Genomic DNA, 17,262 nt, shown 5'->3' with positions numbered 1-17,262 from the left:
TTGACAGTGCGGCGGTGCGGGTGTAATCAACCCGTCCGCTGCACAGTTCGGCGCCTTTTTCTTTCGGGCGCGGTAAAGATAAATCCTTTGAGGAGAAAGCACTATGGCTGCTTCGATGGCGAGCGATCGCATCAGAATCAAACTGAGAGCATACGATTACCGTATTCTGGACAAGGCTGTCACCGAGATCGTTGACACTGCCCGGAATACCGGTGCGGCTATTGCCGGCCCCGTGCCGCTGCCCACCGACATCCATCGTACCACCGTCCAGAAATCCGTTCACGTGGACAAGAAGTCCCGCGAGCAGTTCGAAATGCGCATTCACAAGCGTCTTCTGGATATCCTTGAACCCACTCAGCAGACCGTTGACGCTCTGGGCAAGCTTTCGCTGCCCGCCGGTGTGGACGTCGAGATCAAGCTCTAGGAGTATAGTTATGGCTAAGACTCTCGGATTGCTTGGCAGAAAGCTGGGCATGACCCGCATTTTCAAGGACGATGGTACCATCTGCCCCGTGACCGTTATCGAGGCAGGTCCCTGCCCGGTCATGCAGATCAAGACCACGGACAAGGAAGGCTACAACGCCCTGCAGCTCGGCTACGATTCCGTGCCCGAGCGCAAGGTGAACAAGCCCCTTAAGGGCCACATGGCCAAAGCCGGCAAGGACCTGTACCGCCACCTCAAGGAATTCCCCCTCGAGGTCGTGGAAGGGTACGAGCTGGGTCAGGAAATCACCGTCGATATCTTTGCCGCCGGTGAAAAGGTCAAGGTTACCGGTACCTCCAAGGGTAAGGGTTTCCAGGGCGTCATGAAGCGTCACAACTTCGCCGGCTCCCGCGCCTCCCATGGTGCCGAAAAAGTGCACCGCGTTCCCGGCTCCGTCGGTAACGCGACGTATCCCGGCCGTGTCTGGAAGGGCAAGAAGATGCCCGGCCAGATGGGTAATGCACGCGTGACCTTGAGCAACGTGGAAATCGTCGATGTCAGGCCCGAGGACAACGTCCTCCTGGTCAAGGGCCAGGTGCCCGGCCCCAACAACGGCCTCGTGATGATCCGCAAGAACGGCTAAGAGGTATACGACATGGCAAAAATTCAAGTTGTAGATCAGAATAACAATAAGGTGGGCGACTTCGAGCTGGCTCCCGAGGTTTTCGAGGTGGAGATCATGCCCGAAATCCTCAACCAGGTCGTCCGCGCTCAGCGCGCTTCCCAGCGTCAGGGCACCCACGCCACCAAGACCCGCGGTCTGAAATCCGGCGGCGGCCGCAAGCCGTGGCGCCAGAAGGGCACCGGTCGTGCCCGGGCCGGCTCCACCCGTTCGCCCCTGTGGCGCGGCGGTGCCGTCCTCTTCGGACCCCAGCCCCGCGACTACGCCTTCAAGGTCAACAAGAAGGTGCGCAAACTGGCCCTCAAGATGGCTCTGTCCTCCCGCGTCTCCGAAGAGAAGATGACGGTGGTCAAGTCCATCGATCTCGCTGAGATCAAGACAAAGGCCTTTGCCGAAGTCGCCCAGAACCTCGGCCTGAACAAGACCCTGATTGTCGCCAAGAACGCCGACAAGAACCTGGAGATGTCCGCAAGGAACATGCCCCACATCAAGGTCATCGAGGCCGACAAGCTGAATGTTTACGACGTGCTGCTGTACCCCGAACTGGTTATGTTCGAGGCCGCCGCCCAAGACGTTCAAGAGAGGTTGAAGTAATGGATTATTCGAAAGTCCTGCTCAAGCCCGTGGTCTCCGAGAAGGCCAACGAGGCTAAGGAGCAATCCAATCACGTCTCTTTTTACGTCCACCCCGATTCCAACAAGATCGAGGTGAAGAAGGCCGTTGAAGCAGCCTTCGACGTCAAAGTCGAGTCCGTGAATATCGTGGCCAAGAAAGCCGCGCCGCGCAAGCGCATGGGTCGTCTGACCGGTGGCCGCGTCCCCGGGTTCAAGAAGGCTTACGTCAAGCTTGCCGCCGGCGATAAAATCGAAATCTTCGAAGGAGTGTAACCATGGCAACCCGTAAGCTGAAGCCTACTTCTCCGGGCCGCCGGTTCCAGACCATCTCCGATTTCGCGGAGATCACCCGGACCACTCCCGAGAAGTCGCTGACCAAAGGTCTGACCAAAAAGGCCGGACGCAACAATAACGGTCGTGTCACCATGCGTCGCCGCGGCGGCGGCAACAAGTCCCTGTACCGCCTGATCGACTTCAAGCGGAACAAGCTTGGCGTGCCCGCCAAGGTGGCCGAGATCGAATACGATCCGAACCGCAGCGCCCGCATCGCTCTCCTGCACTACGCGGACGGCGAGAAGCGCTACATCCTGGCCCCCGTCGGCCTGAACCAGGGCGACGTCATCACCGCCGGTGAAGGCGCCGACATCAAGCCGGGCAACGCCATGGCTCTGACCCAGGTCCCGACCGGTACCATCGTGCACAACATCGAGCTGTACCCCGGCAACGGCGGCCAGTTCTGCCGTGCCGCCGGCACCTATGCCCAGCTCATCGCCAAGGAAGGCAAGTACGCGCTGCTGCGCATGCCCTCCGGTGAGGTCCGCAAGGTCCTGGCCACCTGTTGCGCCACCATCGGCCAGGTAGGAAACATTCATCACGAGAACATCAAGATCGGTAAGGCCGGACGGAATCGTTGGCTTGGCCGTCGCCCGAAGGTCCGTGGTGTGGCAATGAACCCGATCGATCACCCGCTGGGTGGTGGTGAGGGCCGCAGTTCCGGTGGTCGCCATCCGGTGTCCCCGTGGGGTACCCCGGCCAAGGGCTACAAGACCCGGAACCGCAAGAAGGCTTCCTCGAAGCTCATCGTCAAACGCCGCGGCCAGAAGTAGGAGTATAACCAATGCCTAGATCTCTTAAAAAGGGTCCGTTCCTGGACGGTCACCTGATAAAGAAAATCCAAGTGGCCGCCGAGAATCAGGATCGCCGCGTGATCAAGACCTGGTCCCGCCGTTCCACGATCGTCCCCGAGATGGTCGGTATGACCTTCGCCGTCCACAATGGCCGGAAGTTCATCCCCGTGTTCGTGACCGAAAACATGGTTGGTCACAAGCTGGGTGAATTCTCCCCGACCCGCACCTACTTCGGCCACGTCGCCGACAAAAAGAAGTAGGGGGAGCACATTATGGAAGCCAAAGCAGTTGCCAAGTTCATCCGTGTGTCTCCGCGCAAGGCCCGCATCGTTGCCGAGAACATCAAGGGCAAGGGCGTCGAAGATGCCCTGAACATTCTTCGGTTCACTCCGAAGAAGTCCGCCGCTCTCATCAGCAAGGTGCTGTACTCCGCCGTTTCCAACGCGGAGCAGATGCCCGGCGTCGACGTCGACTCGCTGATCGTCGATTCCGTCGTGGTCAACGAAGGACCCACCTGGAAGCGTATCCAGCCGCGCGCCATGGGCCGCGCCTATCGCATCCGGAAGCGCACCAGCCACATCACCATCGTAGTCAAGGAACAGTAGTATGGGACAGAAAGTACATCCTTACGGTTTTCGTCTGGGGTATAACAAGAACTGGCTGTCCCGCTGGTACAGCAAGAAGGACTATCCTGCGTTCGTCTTCCAGGACGACCAGGTCCGTAAGTTCGTCAAGAAAAAGCTGTATCAGGCCGGCGTCTCCCGCATCGAGATCGAGCGGGCCGGCGGCAAGATTCGCCTGATCATCCACACCGCGCGTCCCGGTATCGTCATCGGCCGCAAGGGTGTAGAGATAGAGAAGCTGCGTGAGGAATTGCGCGGCAAGTTTCAAACCGAGTTCACCATTGAGGTCAACGAGATCCGTCGACCGGAGGTTGAAGCTCAGCTCGTAGCTGAGAACATCGCCCAGCAACTCGAACGTCGAATTGCCTTCCGCCGTGCCATGAAGCGTACGGTGGGCCTTGCCAGGAAATTCGGCGCCGAGGGTATCAAAGTCGCGTGCGCAGGCCGCCTTGCCGGCGCTGAAATCGCTCGCGGCGAATGGTACCGTGATGGCCGTGTGCCCCTGCACACCCTTCGTGCCGACATCGACTACGGTTTTGCCGAGGCTTCAACCACCTACGGCGTCATCGGAGTCAAGGTCTGGATCTTCAAGGGTGAGATTCTGGACAAAGAGGTACAACAGTAATGCTTGCTCCAAAAAGAGTTAAATTCAGAAAATGGCAGAAAGGCCGACTCAGAGGCAAGGCCCAACGGGGTAACATGGTGTCCTTCGGCGATATCGGGCTGAAGGCATTGGAGCACGGAAAGATCACCAACCAGCAGATTGAGTCCGCTCGTGTCGCCATCATGCGCCACATCAAGCGCGGCGGTAAGGTCTGGATACGCATCTTCCCTGATCACCCCACCACCTCCAAGCCCGCCGAAGTCCGGCAGGGCAAGGGTAAAGGCGCTCCCGACGGTTGGGTCGCGCCGGTGAAACCGGGCCGTATCATGTACGAAGTGAAGGGCGTTGACATCGAGCTTGCCAAGGAAGCCCTCAAGCGCGCTTCCTACAAGCTGCCGATCAAGACGGCCATCGTTGTGAAGGAGGGTCTGTAAGATGACTTCCAAGGAACTTCGTGAACTGGATGACGCCAAACTGGCAGAGAAGCTGAATGAGTCCCGCCACGAGCTGTTCACCATGCGTTTCAAGCATGCGACCGCTCAGCTGGAAAACACTCAGGCCCTCTCCGGCGTCAAGAAGACCATCGCCCGTATCCTGACTATTCAGCGGGAACGACAGGGAGCGTAAGAAATGGCTGAGTTCAAATACCAAGGCAACAAGCGCCTGCTCACCGGCCTGGTCGTTTCCGACAAGGCCGACAAGACCATCGTCGTCCGCGTCGAGACCCTGGTGAAGCATCCGCTGCTGAAGAAGTACATCCGCCGCCGCAAAAAGTTCATGGCCCATGATCCGGCCAACGACTGCGGTGTCGGCGATACGGTGCAGATTGTCGAGTCGAGGCCCATGTCCAAGCGCAAGCGCTGGCACCTGGTGAAGATCCTCGAAAAGGCCGTCTAGGGATTAGGAGGAAATCATATGATTCAGGTTGAATCCAATCTCGACGTGGCTGACAACTCCGGAGCCAAGAGGGTCGCTTGCATTAAGGTCCTCGGCGGTTCCAAGCGCCGTTACGCCAGCGTCGGAGATATTATCGTAGTGTCCGTCAAGGAGGCCATGCCCCATTCCAAGGTGAAGAAGGGCTCGGTCATGAAGGCGGTTGTCGTCCGCACCACGAAGGAGCTCGGTCGTCCCGACGGTTCCTTCATCAAGTTCGACAACAACTCCGCCGTGCTGCTCAACAACAACATGGAGCCTGTCGGGACCCGTATCTTCGGCCCCGTGGCTCGCGAGTTGCGCGCTGCCGGTTTCATGAAGATCGTTTCCCTCGCTCCCGAGGTTCTGTAAGGAAATGACGATGAAGACTAAAATTCGTAAAGACGACAAGGTCATGGTCATCGCCGGGAAGGACAAGGGAAAGGTCGGTAAGGTCTTGAAGATCCTCAAGAAGCAGGACAAGGTCCTGGTCGAGAAGGTCAATATGGTCCAGCGCCATACCAAGGCCAACCCGTATGCCCAGCAGCCCGGCGGCATTATCGAGAAGGAAGCCCCTATCCATGTATCCAATGTGGCTATTGTGTGCGACGCCTGCACCAAGCCCACGCGGGTAGGGTACAAGAAGACTGAAGACGGCAAGAAGGTGCGCTTCTGCAAGAAGTGCAACGAGACCTTCAAATAGGTATCAGTATGACACGTCTCGAAAAGTTGTATAACGAAAAGGTCGTCCCCGAGCTCCAGAAGGAGTACGGTTACACCTCGTCCATGGAGATCCCCAGAATGGTGAAGATCTCCCTGAACATCGGTCTCGGTGCCGCTAGCCAGAACAGCAAGCTCATTGATGCCGCCGTCGAGGAACTGACCGCCATCGCCGGCCAGAAGGCCGTGGTCACCCTGGCCAAGAAGTCCATCGCCCAGTTCAAGCTGCGCGAGGGCATGCCGGTCGGTTGCCGCGTCACCCTGCGCGACGATGCCATGTGGGACTTTTATGACAAGCTCGTGAGCTTCGCACTGCCTCGGGTCCGCGACTTCCGCGGCATCCCCGACCGCGGTTTCGACGGCCGCGGCAACTTCACCCTTGGCATCAAGGAACACACAATCTTCCCCGAGCTCGAGATCGACCGGGTGGAGTTGGTGAAGGGCATGAACGTGACCGTGACGACCACGGCCAAGACCGACAAGGAAGGCAAGACCCTTCTTGACCTCCTTGGCATGCCCTTTAAAAAGTAGGAGGACGGAAAGTGGCCAAAACAAGCTTACGCGTTAAGGCAAGCCGCAAACCCAAGTTCAAGGTCCGCGCTTACAATCGGTGCCCGATTTGTGGCCGTCCTCGGGCTTTTCTGAGGCGGTACGGAATCTGCCGTATCTGCTTCCGTAACAAGGCTCTCGCCGGCGAACTGCCCGGCGTCCGCAAGGCGAGCTGGTAATTAAGGAGAAATGAAATGGCTGTTGTTGATCCTGTAGCCGACATGTTGACCCGCATCCGGAATGCGTACGGCGCCTATCATACCGCTGTCGCTGTCCCGACTTCGAAGATGAAGTCTTCCATCGCGGGTATCCTGAAGGAAGAAGGTTATATCGCCGACTACGCTGTCGAGGACAGGGACATCAGTATTACGCTCAAGTACGCTGACGGCAAACCGCTCATTACTGGCCTGAAGAAGGTCAGCAAGCCCGGTCGCCGCGTGTACGTTGGTGCTTCTGATATCCCCCGTGTCCAGAACGGCATCGGTATTTGTATCGTGTCCACCTCCAAAGGGCTGCTTGAAGGCGCCAAGGCCAAAGAGGCCAACGTCGGCGGCGAGCTGCTCTGCGAAATCTGGTAAAGAGGTTCCGTTATGTCTCGTATAGGAAAGAATCCCATCGACATCCCCTCGGGTGTCGAGGTGTCAGTCGGAGCCTCCGAAATCCAGGTCAAGGGTCCCAAGGGCTCCTTGGCTACCCCGGTCGATCCGACCGTGGAGTACAAGATCGAGGATGGCAAGGTGTATGTCTCCCGCGTCGATGATTCCCGCCAGGCGCGCGGTCAGCACGGTCTTCGTAGGACCCTGCTCGCCAACTGCGTGGACGGCGTGACCAAGGGCTTTACCAAGACCCTGGAAGTCATCGGCGTCGGATACAAAGTGTCCGTGCAGGGCAAGAAAGTCGTTCTGGCCGTCGGGTATTCCCACCCGGTCGAGTTCGACCTGCCCGCCGGTCTGGAGGCCAAGGTGGAAGGCGCCAAGCTGACCATCGAGGGCATCGACAAGCAGCTTGTCGGTGAAATTGCGGCCCAGATCCGTCGTGTGCGTCCGCCCGAACCCTACAAGGGCAAGGGCATCAAGTACCTCGACGAGATTATCCGCCGCAAGGCCGGTAAGTCCGGTTCCAAGTAGGGGGAATAAGTCATGAAAAGCAAGAATGCACAGAGGCTTCGTCGCAAGCCCCGCATCAGAAAGAAGATCTCCGGTACCGAAGCCCGGCCCCGCCTGGTCGTCTATCGCTCCAACCAGCATCTCTATGCCCAGTTGGTCGACGACGTGAACGGCGTGACCCTGGCCTCCGCCAGCACCCAGGTGCTGAACAAGGACGGCGAGTCGCTCAAGGCCAACAAGGATTCCGCCGCCAAGGTGGGCAAGGCTATCGCCTCCGCCGCCCTGGCCAAGCAGATCGAGGCCTGTGTCTTCGACCGGAACGGATATATCTATCACGGCAAGATCAAAGCCCTTGCCGACGGCGCCCGTGAAGGCGGGCTGAAATTCTAGTCACCAGGAAAGTAAAATGGAACAGAATGAAAGTGGATTGATTGAAAAAATCGTCTACCTCAATCGCGTCGCCAAGGTTGTCAAGGGTGGCCGCCGTTTCAGCTTTAGCTGCCTGGTGGTCGTCGGTGATGGTGAAGGGGGAGTCGGTTACGGCCTGGGTAAGGCCAACGAAGTGCCGGAGGCCATTCGCAAGGCGAGTGAGCGGGCCAAGAAGAACATGATCAATGTTCCTCTGCTGGACGGCACCCTCCCGTATGAGGTTCTGGGACGCTACGGCGCGGGCCGCGTCATGCTCAAGCCCGCCAGCCGAGGCACCGGCATCATCGCCGGTGGTCCCGTCCGTGCGATCATGGAGGCCGTGGGCGTCAATGACATCCTGACCAAGGCCATCGGCACCAACAACCCGCACAACGTGTTGCGTGCCACCATGGCCGGATTGGAGTCCCTGCGAAGCGCTGAAGAGGTTTCGGCCCTGCGCGGCGTGTCGATCTCCACTCCCAGAAAGTAGAAGGATATCGCCGTGATTAAAGTCAAACAGATCAAAAGCAAGATCTCCTGCAAGCCTGAACAGGTCAAGACCCTGGAAGCCCTGGGTCTGCGCAGGATCAATCAGGTCAAAGAGCACGATGACAATCCCGTCATCCGCGGAATGATCTACAAGGTCAGACACCTGGTGGAGGTTATCGAATCATGAGACTTCATGAACTCTACGCCTTCCCGGAAGAATATAAGAACCGCAAGCGCATAGGCCGCGGCTCCGGCTCCGGATGGGGCAAGACCGCCGCCAAGGGCCACAAGGGCCAGAACGCCCGTGCCGGCGGCGGTGTCCGCCCCGGTTTCGAAGGCGGCCAGATGCCTCTGGCCCGCCGTCTGCCCAAGCGCGGATTCAAGAATCCCTTCCGTGAAGAATACGTTGCCGTGAACGTGGGCCGTCTGATTGCCCAGTTCGAAGGCAAGGACGAGATCACCCTGGCCGACATGTACGAGCGCGGCGTCGTGAAGAACGGCGCCCCGGTCAAAGTGCTCGGCACCGGTGACGTCGACAAGGCCGTGACCATCGAAGCCCATCGCTTCAGCGCGTCCGCTGCCGACAAGATTGCCAAGGCCGGCGGTACCGCCAAGGCCATTGAGGCGTAAACTCACTATTGATCCGGAAGGGTACTTAGACGATGTCAGGAGTTGATAATATTGCCCGGTTGCCGGAGCTGCGTAAAAAGCTGCTCTGGACGTTCGCACTGCTCGCTGTCTACCGGTTGGGCATACACATCCCTATTCCCGGCGTCGATAGTGCCGCGCTTTCCGAGTTCTTCGCTCAGGCGCAGAACACCCTCTTCGGCGTGTTCGACATGTTCTCCGGCGGTGGACTGAAACGTATGTCCATCTTTGCCCTGGGTATCATGCCGTACATCTCGGCCTCGATTATCCTTCAACTTCTGACCGTGGTCAGCCCCGAGCTGAAGCGGCTCCAGAAGGAGGAAGGCGAGGCCGGCCGAAAGAAGATAACCCAGTACACCCGGTACGGCACGGTGCTCATCACCGTGGTCCAGGGTTTCGCCATCGCTACCGGACTGGAGTCCATGAGTTCGCCCACGGGCGCGCCCATGGTTCTCTATTCCGGCATCGGCTTCAAGCTGATGACGATCCTGACCCTGACCGCAGGCACCGTGTTCCTGATGTGGCTGGGTGAGCAGATGACCGAAAAAGGCATCGGCAACGGCATCTCGCTGATCATCTACGCGGGTATCGTCGCAGGCCTCCCGGCCGCGCTGATCAATACCCTGCAGCTGATGACCGTGGGTGAGATCACCTTGTTCATTCTGCTCATCCTGCTGGTCGTGATGGTGGCCACCCTGGCCTTCATCGTGTTCATGGAGCGCGGACAGCGTCGTATTCCCATTCACTATGCCAAACGTCAGCAGGGGCGCCGCATGTTCGGCGGGCAGACCACGCATCTGCCGCTGAAGATCAACACCGCCGGTGTTATTCCGCCGATCTTTGCGTCCTCCATCCTGATGTTCCCTGCAACGCTTGCCCAGTTCTCGAGCAACAAGTTCCTGCAGGACTTCTCGTCCTACTTCCGGCCCGATACGATCCTGTACAACATCCTGTACATCGGGATCATCATCTTCTTCTGCTATTTCTATACGGCGATCATGTTCGATCCCAAGGGAATCGCGGAGAACATCCAGAAGCAGGGCGGCTTCATCCCGGGCATCCGCCCGGGCAACCGCACCCGCGAGTACATCGACAAGGTTCTTGCCCGCATCACCCTGTGGGGCGCCTTCTATGTCTCGGCGGTCTGCGTGCTGCCCATGTTCCTGATCAGCAAATTCGGCGTCCCGTTCTATTTCGGCGGCACCTCCCTGCTGATCGTGGTCGGCGTGGCCATGGACTTCATGGGCCAGATCGAGTCCTACATGATCTCCCGCCAGTACGAGGGATTGATGGGGAAAGGCAATAAACTCAAAGGCAGGCGCTAGTCTTGAAAAAGTTTCGAGGCGTCTTCCTCAAGAACGATAAAGAGATTGGCCTCATGCGTGAGGCCAATCGTATTGTTTCCAGAATTCTCGATGAACTGGGTGAAAACGTCAGACCTGGCGTGTCCACCATGTACTTCGAGGACATCTGCCGCGCACGCTGCGACGAGTACGGCGTAAGGCCGAACTTCCTGGGATACCAGGGGTTCCCCTTCGCCCTGTGTTGCTCGGTCAACGAGGAGATCGTGCACGGCTTTCCCTCCAAGGAGCGTATCCTTGAAGAGGGCGACATCGTCAGCTTTGACATGGGTGTCGAATACAAGGGATTCCACGGGGACTCCGCCCGCACCTTCGGGGTGGGCAAAGTTTCCGACGAAGCGCAGAAACTCATGGATGTAACCCGCGAGTCTCTGTATATAGGGATCGAACAGGCCCGGCCCGGAAACAATCTGTATGATATCTCCGCGGCAATCCAGTCATACGTGGAAGGGTTCGGCCTGGGCATCGTCCGTCGTTTTGTAGGTCATGGGATCGGCAGTCATCTTCATGAGAAGCCCGAAATCCCGAACTTCGTGCCCAGGGGGCTGTCCGGCGTTCCTCTCAAAGCCGGAATGGTCCTTGCCATTGAGCCGATGGTCACACTGGGAACACACGAGGTCGAGGTTCTGGACGACAACTGGACTGCGGTTACCAAGGACGGTTCACTGTCCGCTCACTTCGAGCACTCCGTGGCCGTGACCTCCGACGGACCGAGAATATTGAGCCTGTCCGACTAGCTTCTTCGGGGGCTGGAAATTCGGGCTTGCTCTTTGTTCAAAAAGGCTGTATAAAACGCAGCTTCGTTAAAAAGGCCACCCCCTGAAAGGGGGGTATGGGCATTATTGTTATTTAGACATTGGAGATGGTCATGAAAGTCAGACCTTCTGTGAAGAAAATGTGTTCCAAGTGCAAAGTAATTCGGCGCAACGGTGTGCTGCGGGTGATCTGCGAGAATCCCCGGCATAAGCAGCGTCAAGGATAGAGGGTAAAAACTATGGCACGTATTGCTGGCGTTGATCTGCCGAGGAACAAGCGCGTCGATATCGCGTTGACCTACATTTACGGCATCGGCCGGACCATGGCCCTGCAGATTCTCGATACCACCGGGATCGACTGGAAGACCAACAGTGACGAGCTCACTGCCGAAGACGTCAACCAGATCCGCGTGGAGATCGAAAATAACTACAAGGTTGAGGGCGATCTCCGCCGTGAGATCACCACCAACATCAAACGCCTGATGGATATCGGCTGCTATCGCGGCCTGCGCCATCGTCGCGGCCTGCCCGTTCGCGGTCAGAAGTCCAAGACCAACGCCCGTACCCGCAAGGGCCCGCGCCGTTCCGTCATGGGCCGCAAGAAGAAATAGCTCGACAAGAGACTATCGCCTGCGTGCCCGTGCGTGCGCTCGCGTCTTATAAGACTTTTATTCAACGGAGATTAAGGCAATGGCTAAACCCCGTCGCTCTGGGAAGAAAAAAGAGAAGAAGAATATTCCCGTCGGTATTGCCCACGTCAAGGCCACGTTCAACAACACGATCGTGACCTTCACCGACGTCAAGGGCAATGTCGTCAGCTGGGCTTCCGCCGGTGCTCATTTCAAGGGTTCCCGCAAGTCCACTCCTTTCGCGGCCCAGATGGCTGCCGAAGCTGCCGCCAAGCGCGCCCAGGATTCCGGCATGCGCACCGTGGGCATTTACGTCAAGGGCCCCGGCTCCGGCCGTGAGGCCGCCATGCGCGCCATCAACAATGTTGGCTTCAAGGTGACCTTCATTCGGGACATCACCCCGATCCCCCACAATGGTTGCCGTCCGCCCAAACGCCGCCGGGTCTAATTAAGGAGAAGAATCGTGGCAAGATATACTCAAGCTAAATGCAAGCTGTGCCGCCGCGAGGGAGAGAAACTCTTCCTCAAGGGTGATCGCTGCTACACCGATAAGTGCGCCTACGAGAAGCGGCCGTACCCCCCGGGACACGCCGGCCGCATGCGCCACAAGATGTCCGACTACGCCATCCAGCTTCGCGAGAAGCAGAAGGTCCGCCGCATGTACGGCGTCCTGGAAGGGCAGTTCCGTATGTACTACAAGCGTGCCGAGGGCATGAAGGGCGTGGCGGGCCACAACCTGCTGTTCCTGTTGGAGCGCCGTCTCGACAACGTTATCTATCGTCTTGGCTTCGCCAACTCCCGCGACCAGGCTCGCCAGTTGGTTCGTCACGGCATCTTCAAGCTCAACGGCCGCCGCGTGAGCATTCCGTCCATGCAGGTCAAGGCCGCGGATGTCATCGAGGTTCGTGAGGAAGCCCGCAAGATCCCCGTGATCAACGAGGCCCAGGAAGTCATCGCCCGCCGCGGCTGCCCCGAGTGGCTCGAATCCGACGGCGCCAACTTCAAGGGCACGGTTAAGGCCATGCCGAGCCGGGAAGATATCCAGTTCCCGATCAACGAGCAGCTGATTGTCGAACTGTACTCCAAGTAAATAGGGGACTCCATGCTTATTGAGAACGGCGACAAACTCATCAATACCCGCAATTGGAGCGAACTGGTCAAGCCCGAGGCACTCGTGCGTGATTCCAAGTCCTCCAGGATGTATGGTAAATTCATCTGCGAACCTCTGGAGCGCGGCTACGCCACCACCATCGGCAACGCCATGCGTCGGGTTCTCCTCTCCTCCATGCAGGGCTGCGCCATCGTCAGCGCGACCATCGAGGGAGTGCAGCATGAATTCACCACGCTGCCCGGGGTTCTTGAGGACATGACCGAGGTAGTGCTGAACCTGAAGCAGGTTCGCATCGCCATGACCACGGACGAGCCTCAGCGCTTGGTCCTCGAAGCCAACAAGAAGGGGCAGGTCACGGCCGGCATGATCCAGGAAAACCAGAATGTCACCATTCTGAACAAGGATCAGCTCATTGCCACGCTGACTGAAAACCGCTCCCTGAAGATGGAATTGGAAGTCCGCATGGGCAAGGGCTACGTCCCGGCCGACATGCACGAAGGGCTGTCCGATGAAATCGGCTCCATGGTCCTCGACGCCAGCTACTCCCCCGTCAAGAAGGTCGCATACTCCGTCGAACAGGCGCGTGTCGGCCAGATGACGAACTATGACAAACTCATCCTGGAAGTGTGGACCGACGGTTCCGTCACTCCCGAGGATGCCTGTGCATACAGTGCCAAGATCCTCAAGGACCAGCTTTCGGTGTTCATCAACTTCGACGAATCCTCCTCCGAGACGCATGAGGAAGAGGACGATTCCATCGATCTGAACCCGAACCTCTTCAAGTCCATTGACGAGCTCGAACTCTCGGTTCGCGCCACCAACTGCTTGAAGGCCGCCAACATCCAGCTGGTGGGCGAATTGGTTCAGCGTACCGAGCAGACCATGCTCAAGACCAAGAACTTCGGCCGCAAGTCTCTGGACGAAATCCGTCGGGTTCTGGACAGCATGACGCTGAAGTTCGGCATGAACGTCGAGGATTTTGACAAGAAATACCAGGAATGGTTGAAGAGGAAAGAGAAAAATGAGGCATAGAAAGTCCGGCCGCAAACTGAATCGGTCCAATACGCACCGTGCCGCCATGTTCAAGAACATGGCCCGCGCCCTCCTGACCTACGAGCAGATCCGCACCACCGAAGCCAAGGCCAAGGAACTTCGTCGCATCGTCGACAAGCTCATCACCCTGGCGATCCGCAACGACCTGCATTCCCGCCGTCAGGCGTACAAGGTCCTCGGCAGCCACCAGATGGTTCAGCGTCTCTTCGACGAGATCGGCCCCCGTTTCGCGGAAGCCGGTGGCGGGTACACCCGCATCGTCAAGATGTCCCAGCCGCGCAAGGGCGACTGCGCCCCCATGGTCATCATCGAGCTGACCAAGAAGGGCGGTGAGGCGACCACCGAGGCTCCGGCCAAGGAAGAGCCCAAGAAGGCCCCGGCCAAGAAAGCCGAGAAGCCCGCCGAGAAGAAGGAAGAGCCCAAGGAAGATACCGAGGCAAAAGCCGAGGAAACTCCCGAAGCCGCCGAAAAGGCCGACGAAGAATAATGAAGAAAAGGGCAGGCCTTGGGCCTGCCCTTTTTTTGACTTCAACTATAGATTTTATCAATTTTAAGGATAGGTTGCATGGACATCAGAAAGCTTGAAGCGTTTTGCAAGGTCTATGAATTGCAAAGTTTTTCCCGAGCCGGAGAGGCCATGTTCCTGTCCCAGCCCACCATCAGTTCGCACGTGGCCAATCTCGAGGACGAGTTGGGCGTCAAACTGTTCGACCGCCTCGGGCGCAAGATCATGCCCACCCAGGCCGGCGACGTGCTCTATGAGAGCATGGTGACCATTTTCAGGAACTTGGACCGGGCCAAGGCGGCCATCGAGGTCCTGCGCGACCGGGTCGTCGGCGAGTTGCAGGTGGGGTGCAGCACCATCCCGTCCCACAGCATCCTGCCGGAACTGCTCAAGTCCTTTTCCGCCAAGTATCCCGAGGTGTCGTTCATCGTCCACACCGGCGATTCGTCCGAGGTCATCAAAAAGGTGGCTTCCGGCGACTGGCCCGTGGGCATCGTGGGCAAGCGCCCCGAGGAAGAGGAACTGGTTGCCAAGCTCCTGGCCCACGACGAGACCATCCTGGTGGCCTCGCCCAACGCGTCCTGGCTGCCCGCAGTGGACGAACCGTCCATGGACGACCTCGTGAAGCTGCCGTGGATCATGCGGGTGCAGGGATCGGCCACGCGGATGGTCCTGGAAAACGCCCTGAACAAGGCGGGCTACTCCCTGCAGAACCTGAACATCCGCTGCAAGGTGGAAGGGACCTGCGAGAGCCTGGCCCACGCGGTGCACGGGGTGGGGTTGTGCTTCACCTCCAAGCTGGCCGCCCAGTCGTTGCTGGACAGCGGCGAGGTGGTGCGCATCAGGGTTCCGGCCCTGGAAGGGCGCAGGGAATTCTACCTCATCCACCACGGCGGGCGGTACATGTTCCCGGCGCTCAAGGCCTTCGTGGAATTCCACGGATAGGGCGGATCAGGGCAGGAAGACCAGCTCCGGGGCCGTGTCGATGATCCCGGTCTCCATCAGGCTTTCGTAGAAGGCCCGCATCCCCTTTTGCTCCTCGGGCCCGAGGTCGTAGACCAGGCCGTCGAAGTAGGAGCACATCTCCTCGTCGTTCAGGCAGCTTTCCTCGGCCGCCATGACGCAGACGTCGCCGATGTTTTCGGCGCCCCATTTCTTGCCCGCGAGCAGCAGTCGTGCGGCCTGTTCCACCTTTGCCCTGTCCTGTTTCCAGCTCTCGCGCCGGACGATCCAGACGCCGAAGATGAACGGCAGGCCGGTCAGCTCGCGCCAGGCTTCGCCCAGGTCGATGCGGTACGGGTAGTCCGGGTGGTAGCGCAGGTTCAGGGCCTCGTCGCCGATGCACAGGATGGCCTGGGGCCGTTCCCCGGTGCCGAGCACGTCGGTGGCGCTGCCGGTGGTGAACACGGTCCTGATGTTCCACAGCTTGGCCTGGAGCACGCGGAGCAGCGCGGCGGAGGTGTGGGTCTGGGCGCTGACCAGAATGGTCCGGCCGTCCAGTTCCTCCACCGGTCGGCGGCTGAGCAGCAGCACCGACTGCACCGGCCCCCGGCTGCCGATGGCGATGTCCGGGATGAGGTAGTACTTGTCCGCGTGGCGCGCGTACTCCACGCTGGAGCAGGCGGACACGTCGAGCTTGCCCGCGTCCATGAGCTTGTTCAGCTCGGCTGGCGGGCCCGAGGTAACCTCGCAGTCCATGGGCAGGATGCCGGTTTCCAGGGGATGGTATATGGGCAGGACGTTGAGATAGCCGATTCTTCCGAGGCGGACGGGCATTATTTGGCCTCCATCAGGGTGTAGTCCATGGTGCGCTGGCGGGGTGTGAATCCGGCCCCTTCGACCAGCCGGTTGATTTCCTCGCGGGACAGGCTGAAGGACACGCCAGCGGCCTTGACCACGTTCTCCTCGATCATGGTCGAGCCGAAGTCGTTGCCGCCGAAATAGAGGGCCAACTGCGCGATCTTGGGCCCCATGGTCACCCAGGAGACCTGGACGTTGTCCACGTTGTCCAGGACGATGCGGGACACGGCCAGGGTGCGCAGGTACTCCACGCTGGTCAGCTTGCGGCAGTGGAGCAGGGCCGTGTGGTCGGGCTGAAAGGTCCAGGGGATGAAGGCGGTGAACCCGCCGGTGCGGTCCTGGACCTCGCGCACGCGGAAGAGGTGTTCCAGCCGCTGGGCCGGTGTCTCGAGGTGGCCGAACATCATGGTCGTGGTGGTGCGCAGCCCCTGTTTGTGGGCCTCCTCCATGACGCCGAGCCACTGGTCGGACGGGCACTTGTTCGGGGCCACCCGGGAGCGGACCTCGTCCACCAGGATCTCGGCCCCACCGCCGGGGATGGAGTCCAGCCCGGCCTGGCGCAGCCGCCGGACGACCTCGGCCACGGGGATGCCTTCCTTGTTGCTCCAGAAGACCACTTCGGGCGGGGAGAAGGCGTGGATGTGCACCGGATGGTTCTTTTTGATCCACCGGAGCATGTCCTCGTACCAGGTCAGGGGCAGGTCCGGATGGTGCCCGCCCTGCATGAGGATCTGGGTGCCGCCCAGTTCCTTGGTCTCGTCGATCTTGCACCCGATCTCCTCGAAGGAGAGCACATAGGCGTCCTTGTCGCCGGGCTCGCGGAAAAACGCGCAGAACTTGCAGCAGCAGACGCAGACGTTGGAATAGTTGATGTTCCGGTCCACCACGTAGGTGACCACCGGCTCGGGATGCTTGCGCAGCCGCACATGGTGGGCCAGCCAGCCGAGGTCGTAGAAATCCGCCTCGGCATACAGCCGCTCGGCCTCGTCGAACCCGATGCGCTCCCCGCCCAAAACCTTATCGTAAATTTTCTCAAGTTCGCTCATAACTATCTCTCTTGCTCAATCTTCACGCTACCCACCCCCGCGAAGCGGCCCCAAAAAGTTTAGGAGGGAAAGGGGGATGGGGGTCCGGGGGAAGGG

At 59.2% G+C, this 17,262-nt stretch carries 32 protein-coding genes; 30 read left to right on the top strand and 2 right to left on the bottom strand.

Features of this window, described 5'->3' with window-relative positions; all coding sequences use genetic code 11:
* The first annotated feature begins 103 nt into the window (after window positions 1-103).
* The 30 genes from rpsJ (at window position 104) to AB6M95_RS13550 (ending at window position 15,265) form a co-directional block, all read left to right on the top strand.
* Window positions 104-424, top strand: coding sequence for a 30S ribosomal protein S10 (rpsJ, locus tag AB6M95_RS13695; protein WP_014324026.1), 321 nt, complete (start codon window positions 104-106; stop codon window positions 422-424).
* A gap of 10 nt (window positions 425-434) precedes the next feature.
* Window positions 435-1,067 (top strand): 50S ribosomal protein L3, encoded by a 633-nt coding sequence (rplC, locus tag AB6M95_RS13690; RefSeq protein ID WP_371387315.1) that lies wholly within the window; start codon window positions 435-437, stop codon window positions 1,065-1,067.
* Window positions 1,068-1,079: 12 nt separating this feature from the next.
* A complete protein-coding gene (gene rplD, locus AB6M95_RS13685) occupies window positions 1,080-1,700 on the top strand; it encodes a 50S ribosomal protein L4 (RefSeq protein ID WP_371387314.1) in 621 nt (206 codons plus the stop codon).
* A complete protein-coding gene (gene rplW, locus AB6M95_RS13680; RefSeq protein ID WP_371387313.1) occupies window positions 1,700-1,993 on the top strand; it encodes a 50S ribosomal protein L23 in 294 nt (97 codons plus the stop codon). The genes rplD and rplW overlap by 1 nt, the downstream gene beginning before the upstream one ends.
* A gap of 2 nt (window positions 1,994-1,995) precedes the next feature.
* Window positions 1,996-2,826, top strand: a complete 831-nt coding sequence (rplB, locus tag AB6M95_RS13675; protein WP_371387312.1) for a 50S ribosomal protein L2 — start codon at window positions 1,996-1,998, stop codon at window positions 2,824-2,826.
* Window positions 2,827-2,837: 11 nt separating this feature from the next.
* Window positions 2,838-3,107: a 30S ribosomal protein S19 gene (gene rpsS, locus AB6M95_RS13670; protein WP_014324031.1), complete on the top strand. Its 270-nt coding sequence runs from the start codon at window positions 2,838-2,840 to the stop codon at window positions 3,105-3,107.
* 12 nt (window positions 3,108-3,119) lie between these two features.
* Window positions 3,120-3,452: a 50S ribosomal protein L22 gene (rplV, locus tag AB6M95_RS13665; RefSeq protein ID WP_371387311.1), complete on the top strand. Its 333-nt coding sequence runs from the start codon at window positions 3,120-3,122 to the stop codon at window positions 3,450-3,452.
* Window position 3,453: 1 nt separating this feature from the next.
* On the top strand, window positions 3,454-4,095 hold the full coding sequence (gene rpsC, locus AB6M95_RS13660; protein ID WP_371387310.1) for a 30S ribosomal protein S3: 642 nt from the start codon (window positions 3,454-3,456) through the stop codon (window positions 4,093-4,095).
* On the top strand, window positions 4,095-4,508 hold the full coding sequence (rplP, locus tag AB6M95_RS13655; RefSeq protein WP_071546621.1) for a 50S ribosomal protein L16: 414 nt from the start codon (window positions 4,095-4,097) through the stop codon (window positions 4,506-4,508). Before rpsC ends, rplP begins: the two co-directional genes overlap by 1 nt.
* Before the next feature lies 1 nt (window position 4,509).
* Window positions 4,510-4,701 (top strand): 50S ribosomal protein L29, encoded by a 192-nt coding sequence (rpmC, locus tag AB6M95_RS13650; protein ID WP_338670027.1) that lies wholly within the window; start codon window positions 4,510-4,512, stop codon window positions 4,699-4,701.
* 3 nt (window positions 4,702-4,704) lie between these two features.
* Window positions 4,705-4,971, top strand: coding sequence for a 30S ribosomal protein S17 (rpsQ, locus tag AB6M95_RS13645; protein ID WP_371387309.1), 267 nt, complete (start codon window positions 4,705-4,707; stop codon window positions 4,969-4,971).
* A gap of 18 nt (window positions 4,972-4,989) precedes the next feature.
* Complete coding sequence (rplN, locus tag AB6M95_RS13640; RefSeq protein ID WP_371387308.1) at window positions 4,990-5,358, top strand: 50S ribosomal protein L14; 369 nt, start codon at window positions 4,990-4,992, stop codon at window positions 5,356-5,358.
* A 10-nt stretch (window positions 5,359-5,368) separates the two neighbouring features.
* On the top strand, window positions 5,369-5,689 hold the full coding sequence (gene rplX, locus AB6M95_RS13635) for a 50S ribosomal protein L24 (RefSeq protein WP_071546625.1): 321 nt from the start codon (window positions 5,369-5,371) through the stop codon (window positions 5,687-5,689).
* 8 nt (window positions 5,690-5,697) lie between these two features.
* A complete protein-coding gene (rplE, locus tag AB6M95_RS13630) occupies window positions 5,698-6,237 on the top strand; it encodes a 50S ribosomal protein L5 (protein ID WP_371387307.1) in 540 nt (179 codons plus the stop codon).
* Between the two features lie 11 nt (window positions 6,238-6,248).
* Window positions 6,249-6,434 (top strand): type Z 30S ribosomal protein S14, encoded by a 186-nt coding sequence (locus AB6M95_RS13625; RefSeq protein ID WP_014324040.1) that lies wholly within the window; start codon window positions 6,249-6,251, stop codon window positions 6,432-6,434.
* 15 nt (window positions 6,435-6,449) lie between these two features.
* Complete coding sequence (gene rpsH, locus AB6M95_RS13620; RefSeq protein ID WP_071546629.1) at window positions 6,450-6,833, top strand: 30S ribosomal protein S8; 384 nt, start codon at window positions 6,450-6,452, stop codon at window positions 6,831-6,833.
* Between the two features lie 12 nt (window positions 6,834-6,845).
* Window positions 6,846-7,382 carry a 50S ribosomal protein L6 gene (gene rplF / locus AB6M95_RS13615; RefSeq protein ID WP_371387306.1) on the top strand — a complete coding sequence of 179 codons (537 nt, stop codon included), beginning with the start codon at window positions 6,846-6,848 and terminating at the stop codon, window positions 7,380-7,382.
* A 12-nt stretch (window positions 7,383-7,394) separates the two neighbouring features.
* Complete coding sequence (rplR, locus tag AB6M95_RS13610; protein WP_371387305.1) at window positions 7,395-7,751, top strand: 50S ribosomal protein L18; 357 nt, start codon at window positions 7,395-7,397, stop codon at window positions 7,749-7,751.
* A gap of 16 nt (window positions 7,752-7,767) precedes the next feature.
* A complete protein-coding gene (gene rpsE / locus AB6M95_RS13605; RefSeq protein ID WP_371387304.1) occupies window positions 7,768-8,259 on the top strand; it encodes a 30S ribosomal protein S5 in 492 nt (163 codons plus the stop codon).
* Between the two features lie 12 nt (window positions 8,260-8,271).
* Entirely contained in the window at window positions 8,272-8,445 is a 174-nt protein-coding gene (rpmD, locus tag AB6M95_RS13600) for a 50S ribosomal protein L30 (RefSeq protein WP_371387303.1), read from the top strand.
* Entirely contained in the window at window positions 8,442-8,888 is a 447-nt protein-coding gene (gene rplO / locus AB6M95_RS13595) for a 50S ribosomal protein L15 (protein WP_371387302.1), read from the top strand. Before rpmD ends, rplO begins: the two co-directional genes overlap by 4 nt.
* Window positions 8,889-8,920: 32 nt before the next feature.
* The gene (secY, locus tag AB6M95_RS13590) at window positions 8,921-10,231 is read left to right on the top strand and encodes a preprotein translocase subunit SecY (RefSeq protein WP_371387301.1); all 1,311 of its coding nucleotides are present in this window, start codon (window positions 8,921-8,923) and stop codon (window positions 10,229-10,231) included.
* A 2-nt stretch (window positions 10,232-10,233) separates the two neighbouring features.
* Window positions 10,234-11,004: a type I methionyl aminopeptidase gene (gene map, locus AB6M95_RS13585; protein WP_371387300.1), complete on the top strand. Its 771-nt coding sequence runs from the start codon at window positions 10,234-10,236 to the stop codon at window positions 11,002-11,004.
* A 131-nt stretch (window positions 11,005-11,135) separates the two neighbouring features.
* Window positions 11,136-11,249 (top strand): 50S ribosomal protein L36, encoded by a 114-nt coding sequence (rpmJ, locus tag AB6M95_RS13580; RefSeq protein ID WP_014324049.1) that lies wholly within the window; start codon window positions 11,136-11,138, stop codon window positions 11,247-11,249.
* A 12-nt stretch (window positions 11,250-11,261) separates the two neighbouring features.
* Window positions 11,262-11,633, top strand: coding sequence for a 30S ribosomal protein S13 (gene rpsM / locus AB6M95_RS13575; RefSeq protein ID WP_371387299.1), 372 nt, complete (start codon window positions 11,262-11,264; stop codon window positions 11,631-11,633).
* 79 nt (window positions 11,634-11,712) lie between these two features.
* Window positions 11,713-12,099 (top strand): 30S ribosomal protein S11, encoded by a 387-nt coding sequence (rpsK, locus tag AB6M95_RS13570; protein WP_014324051.1) that lies wholly within the window; start codon window positions 11,713-11,715, stop codon window positions 12,097-12,099.
* Between the two features lie 15 nt (window positions 12,100-12,114).
* A complete protein-coding gene (rpsD, locus tag AB6M95_RS13565; RefSeq protein ID WP_371387298.1) occupies window positions 12,115-12,741 on the top strand; it encodes a 30S ribosomal protein S4 in 627 nt (208 codons plus the stop codon).
* 12 nt (window positions 12,742-12,753) lie between these two features.
* Entirely contained in the window at window positions 12,754-13,794 is a 1,041-nt protein-coding gene (locus tag AB6M95_RS13560; RefSeq protein ID WP_371387297.1) for a DNA-directed RNA polymerase subunit alpha, read from the top strand.
* Window positions 13,784-14,302, top strand: a complete 519-nt coding sequence (gene rplQ, locus AB6M95_RS13555) for a 50S ribosomal protein L17 (protein ID WP_371387296.1) — start codon at window positions 13,784-13,786, stop codon at window positions 14,300-14,302. Before AB6M95_RS13560 ends, rplQ begins: the two co-directional genes overlap by 11 nt.
* Window positions 14,303-14,380: 78 nt before the next feature.
* Window positions 14,381-15,265, top strand: a complete 885-nt coding sequence (locus tag AB6M95_RS13550) for a selenium metabolism-associated LysR family transcriptional regulator (protein ID WP_371387295.1) — start codon at window positions 14,381-14,383, stop codon at window positions 15,263-15,265.
* A 6-nt stretch (window positions 15,266-15,271) separates the two neighbouring features.
* On the opposite strand, the gene AB6M95_RS13545 is transcribed toward AB6M95_RS13550, so the two are convergent.
* Window positions 15,272-16,096: a menaquinone biosynthetic enzyme MqnA/MqnD family protein gene (locus AB6M95_RS13545; RefSeq protein WP_371387294.1), complete on the bottom strand. Its 825-nt coding sequence runs from the start codon at window positions 16,094-16,096 to the stop codon at window positions 15,272-15,274.
* Entirely contained in the window at window positions 16,096-17,166 is a 1,071-nt protein-coding gene (gene mqnC / locus AB6M95_RS13540) for a cyclic dehypoxanthinyl futalosine synthase (RefSeq protein WP_371387293.1), read from the bottom strand. Before mqnC ends, AB6M95_RS13545 begins: the two co-directional genes overlap by 1 nt.
* Window positions 17,167-17,262: the final 96 nt, after the last annotated feature.

Source organism: Pseudodesulfovibrio karagichevae (genome assembly GCF_041414475.1).
Taxonomy (GTDB): Bacteria; Desulfobacterota; Desulfovibrionia; order Desulfovibrionales; family Desulfovibrionaceae; genus Pseudodesulfovibrio; species Pseudodesulfovibrio karagichevae.
This window is presented reverse-complemented; position numbering and strand designations above follow the sequence as displayed.

Excerpts from the sequence above, each read along its gene's own strand:
- rpsJ (WP_014324026.1), top strand. The coding sequence starts at position 104 with ATGGCTGCTTCGATGGCGAGCGATCGCATCAGAATCAAACTGAGAGCA.
- rplC (WP_371387315.1), top strand. The coding sequence starts at position 435 with ATGGCTAAGACTCTCGGATTGCTTGGCAGAAAGCTGGGCATGACCCGC.
- rplD (WP_371387314.1), top strand. The coding sequence starts at position 1,080 with ATGGCAAAAATTCAAGTTGTAGATCAGAATAACAATAAGGTGGGCGAC.
- rplW (WP_371387313.1), top strand. The coding sequence starts at position 1,700 with ATGGATTATTCGAAAGTCCTGCTCAAGCCCGTGGTCTCCGAGAAGGCC.
- rplB (WP_371387312.1), top strand. The coding sequence starts at position 1,996 with ATGGCAACCCGTAAGCTGAAGCCTACTTCTCCGGGCCGCCGGTTCCAG.
- rpsS (WP_014324031.1), top strand. The coding sequence starts at position 2,838 with ATGCCTAGATCTCTTAAAAAGGGTCCGTTCCTGGACGGTCACCTGATA.
- rplV (WP_371387311.1), top strand. The coding sequence starts at position 3,120 with ATGGAAGCCAAAGCAGTTGCCAAGTTCATCCGTGTGTCTCCGCGCAAG.
- rpsC (WP_371387310.1), top strand. The coding sequence starts at position 3,454 with ATGGGACAGAAAGTACATCCTTACGGTTTTCGTCTGGGGTATAACAAG.
- rplP (WP_071546621.1), top strand. The coding sequence starts at position 4,095 with ATGCTTGCTCCAAAAAGAGTTAAATTCAGAAAATGGCAGAAAGGCCGA.
- rpmC (WP_338670027.1), top strand. The coding sequence starts at position 4,510 with ATGACTTCCAAGGAACTTCGTGAACTGGATGACGCCAAACTGGCAGAG.
- rpsQ (WP_371387309.1), top strand. The coding sequence starts at position 4,705 with ATGGCTGAGTTCAAATACCAAGGCAACAAGCGCCTGCTCACCGGCCTG.
- rplN (WP_371387308.1), top strand. The coding sequence starts at position 4,990 with ATGATTCAGGTTGAATCCAATCTCGACGTGGCTGACAACTCCGGAGCC.
- rplX (WP_071546625.1), top strand. The coding sequence starts at position 5,369 with ATGAAGACTAAAATTCGTAAAGACGACAAGGTCATGGTCATCGCCGGG.
- rplE (WP_371387307.1), top strand. The coding sequence starts at position 5,698 with ATGACACGTCTCGAAAAGTTGTATAACGAAAAGGTCGTCCCCGAGCTC.
- rpsH (WP_071546629.1), top strand. The coding sequence starts at position 6,450 with ATGGCTGTTGTTGATCCTGTAGCCGACATGTTGACCCGCATCCGGAAT.
- rplF (WP_371387306.1), top strand. The coding sequence starts at position 6,846 with ATGTCTCGTATAGGAAAGAATCCCATCGACATCCCCTCGGGTGTCGAG.
- rplR (WP_371387305.1), top strand. The coding sequence starts at position 7,395 with ATGAAAAGCAAGAATGCACAGAGGCTTCGTCGCAAGCCCCGCATCAGA.
- rpsE (WP_371387304.1), top strand. The coding sequence starts at position 7,768 with ATGGAACAGAATGAAAGTGGATTGATTGAAAAAATCGTCTACCTCAAT.
- rplO (WP_371387302.1), top strand. The coding sequence starts at position 8,442 with ATGAGACTTCATGAACTCTACGCCTTCCCGGAAGAATATAAGAACCGC.
- secY (WP_371387301.1), top strand. The coding sequence starts at position 8,921 with ATGTCAGGAGTTGATAATATTGCCCGGTTGCCGGAGCTGCGTAAAAAG.
- rpmJ (WP_014324049.1), top strand. The coding sequence starts at position 11,136 with ATGAAAGTCAGACCTTCTGTGAAGAAAATGTGTTCCAAGTGCAAAGTA.
- rpsM (WP_371387299.1), top strand. The coding sequence starts at position 11,262 with ATGGCACGTATTGCTGGCGTTGATCTGCCGAGGAACAAGCGCGTCGAT.
- rpsK (WP_014324051.1), top strand. The coding sequence starts at position 11,713 with ATGGCTAAACCCCGTCGCTCTGGGAAGAAAAAAGAGAAGAAGAATATT.
- AB6M95_RS13560 (WP_371387297.1), top strand. The coding sequence starts at position 12,754 with ATGCTTATTGAGAACGGCGACAAACTCATCAATACCCGCAATTGGAGC.
- rplQ (WP_371387296.1), top strand. The coding sequence starts at position 13,784 with ATGAGGCATAGAAAGTCCGGCCGCAAACTGAATCGGTCCAATACGCAC.
- AB6M95_RS13550 (WP_371387295.1), top strand. The coding sequence starts at position 14,381 with ATGGACATCAGAAAGCTTGAAGCGTTTTGCAAGGTCTATGAATTGCAA.
- AB6M95_RS13545 (WP_371387294.1), bottom strand. The coding sequence starts at position 16,096 with ATGCCCGTCCGCCTCGGAAGAATCGGCTATCTCAACGTCCTGCCCATA.
- mqnC (WP_371387293.1), bottom strand. The coding sequence starts at position 17,166 with ATGAGCGAACTTGAGAAAATTTACGATAAGGTTTTGGGCGGGGAGCGC.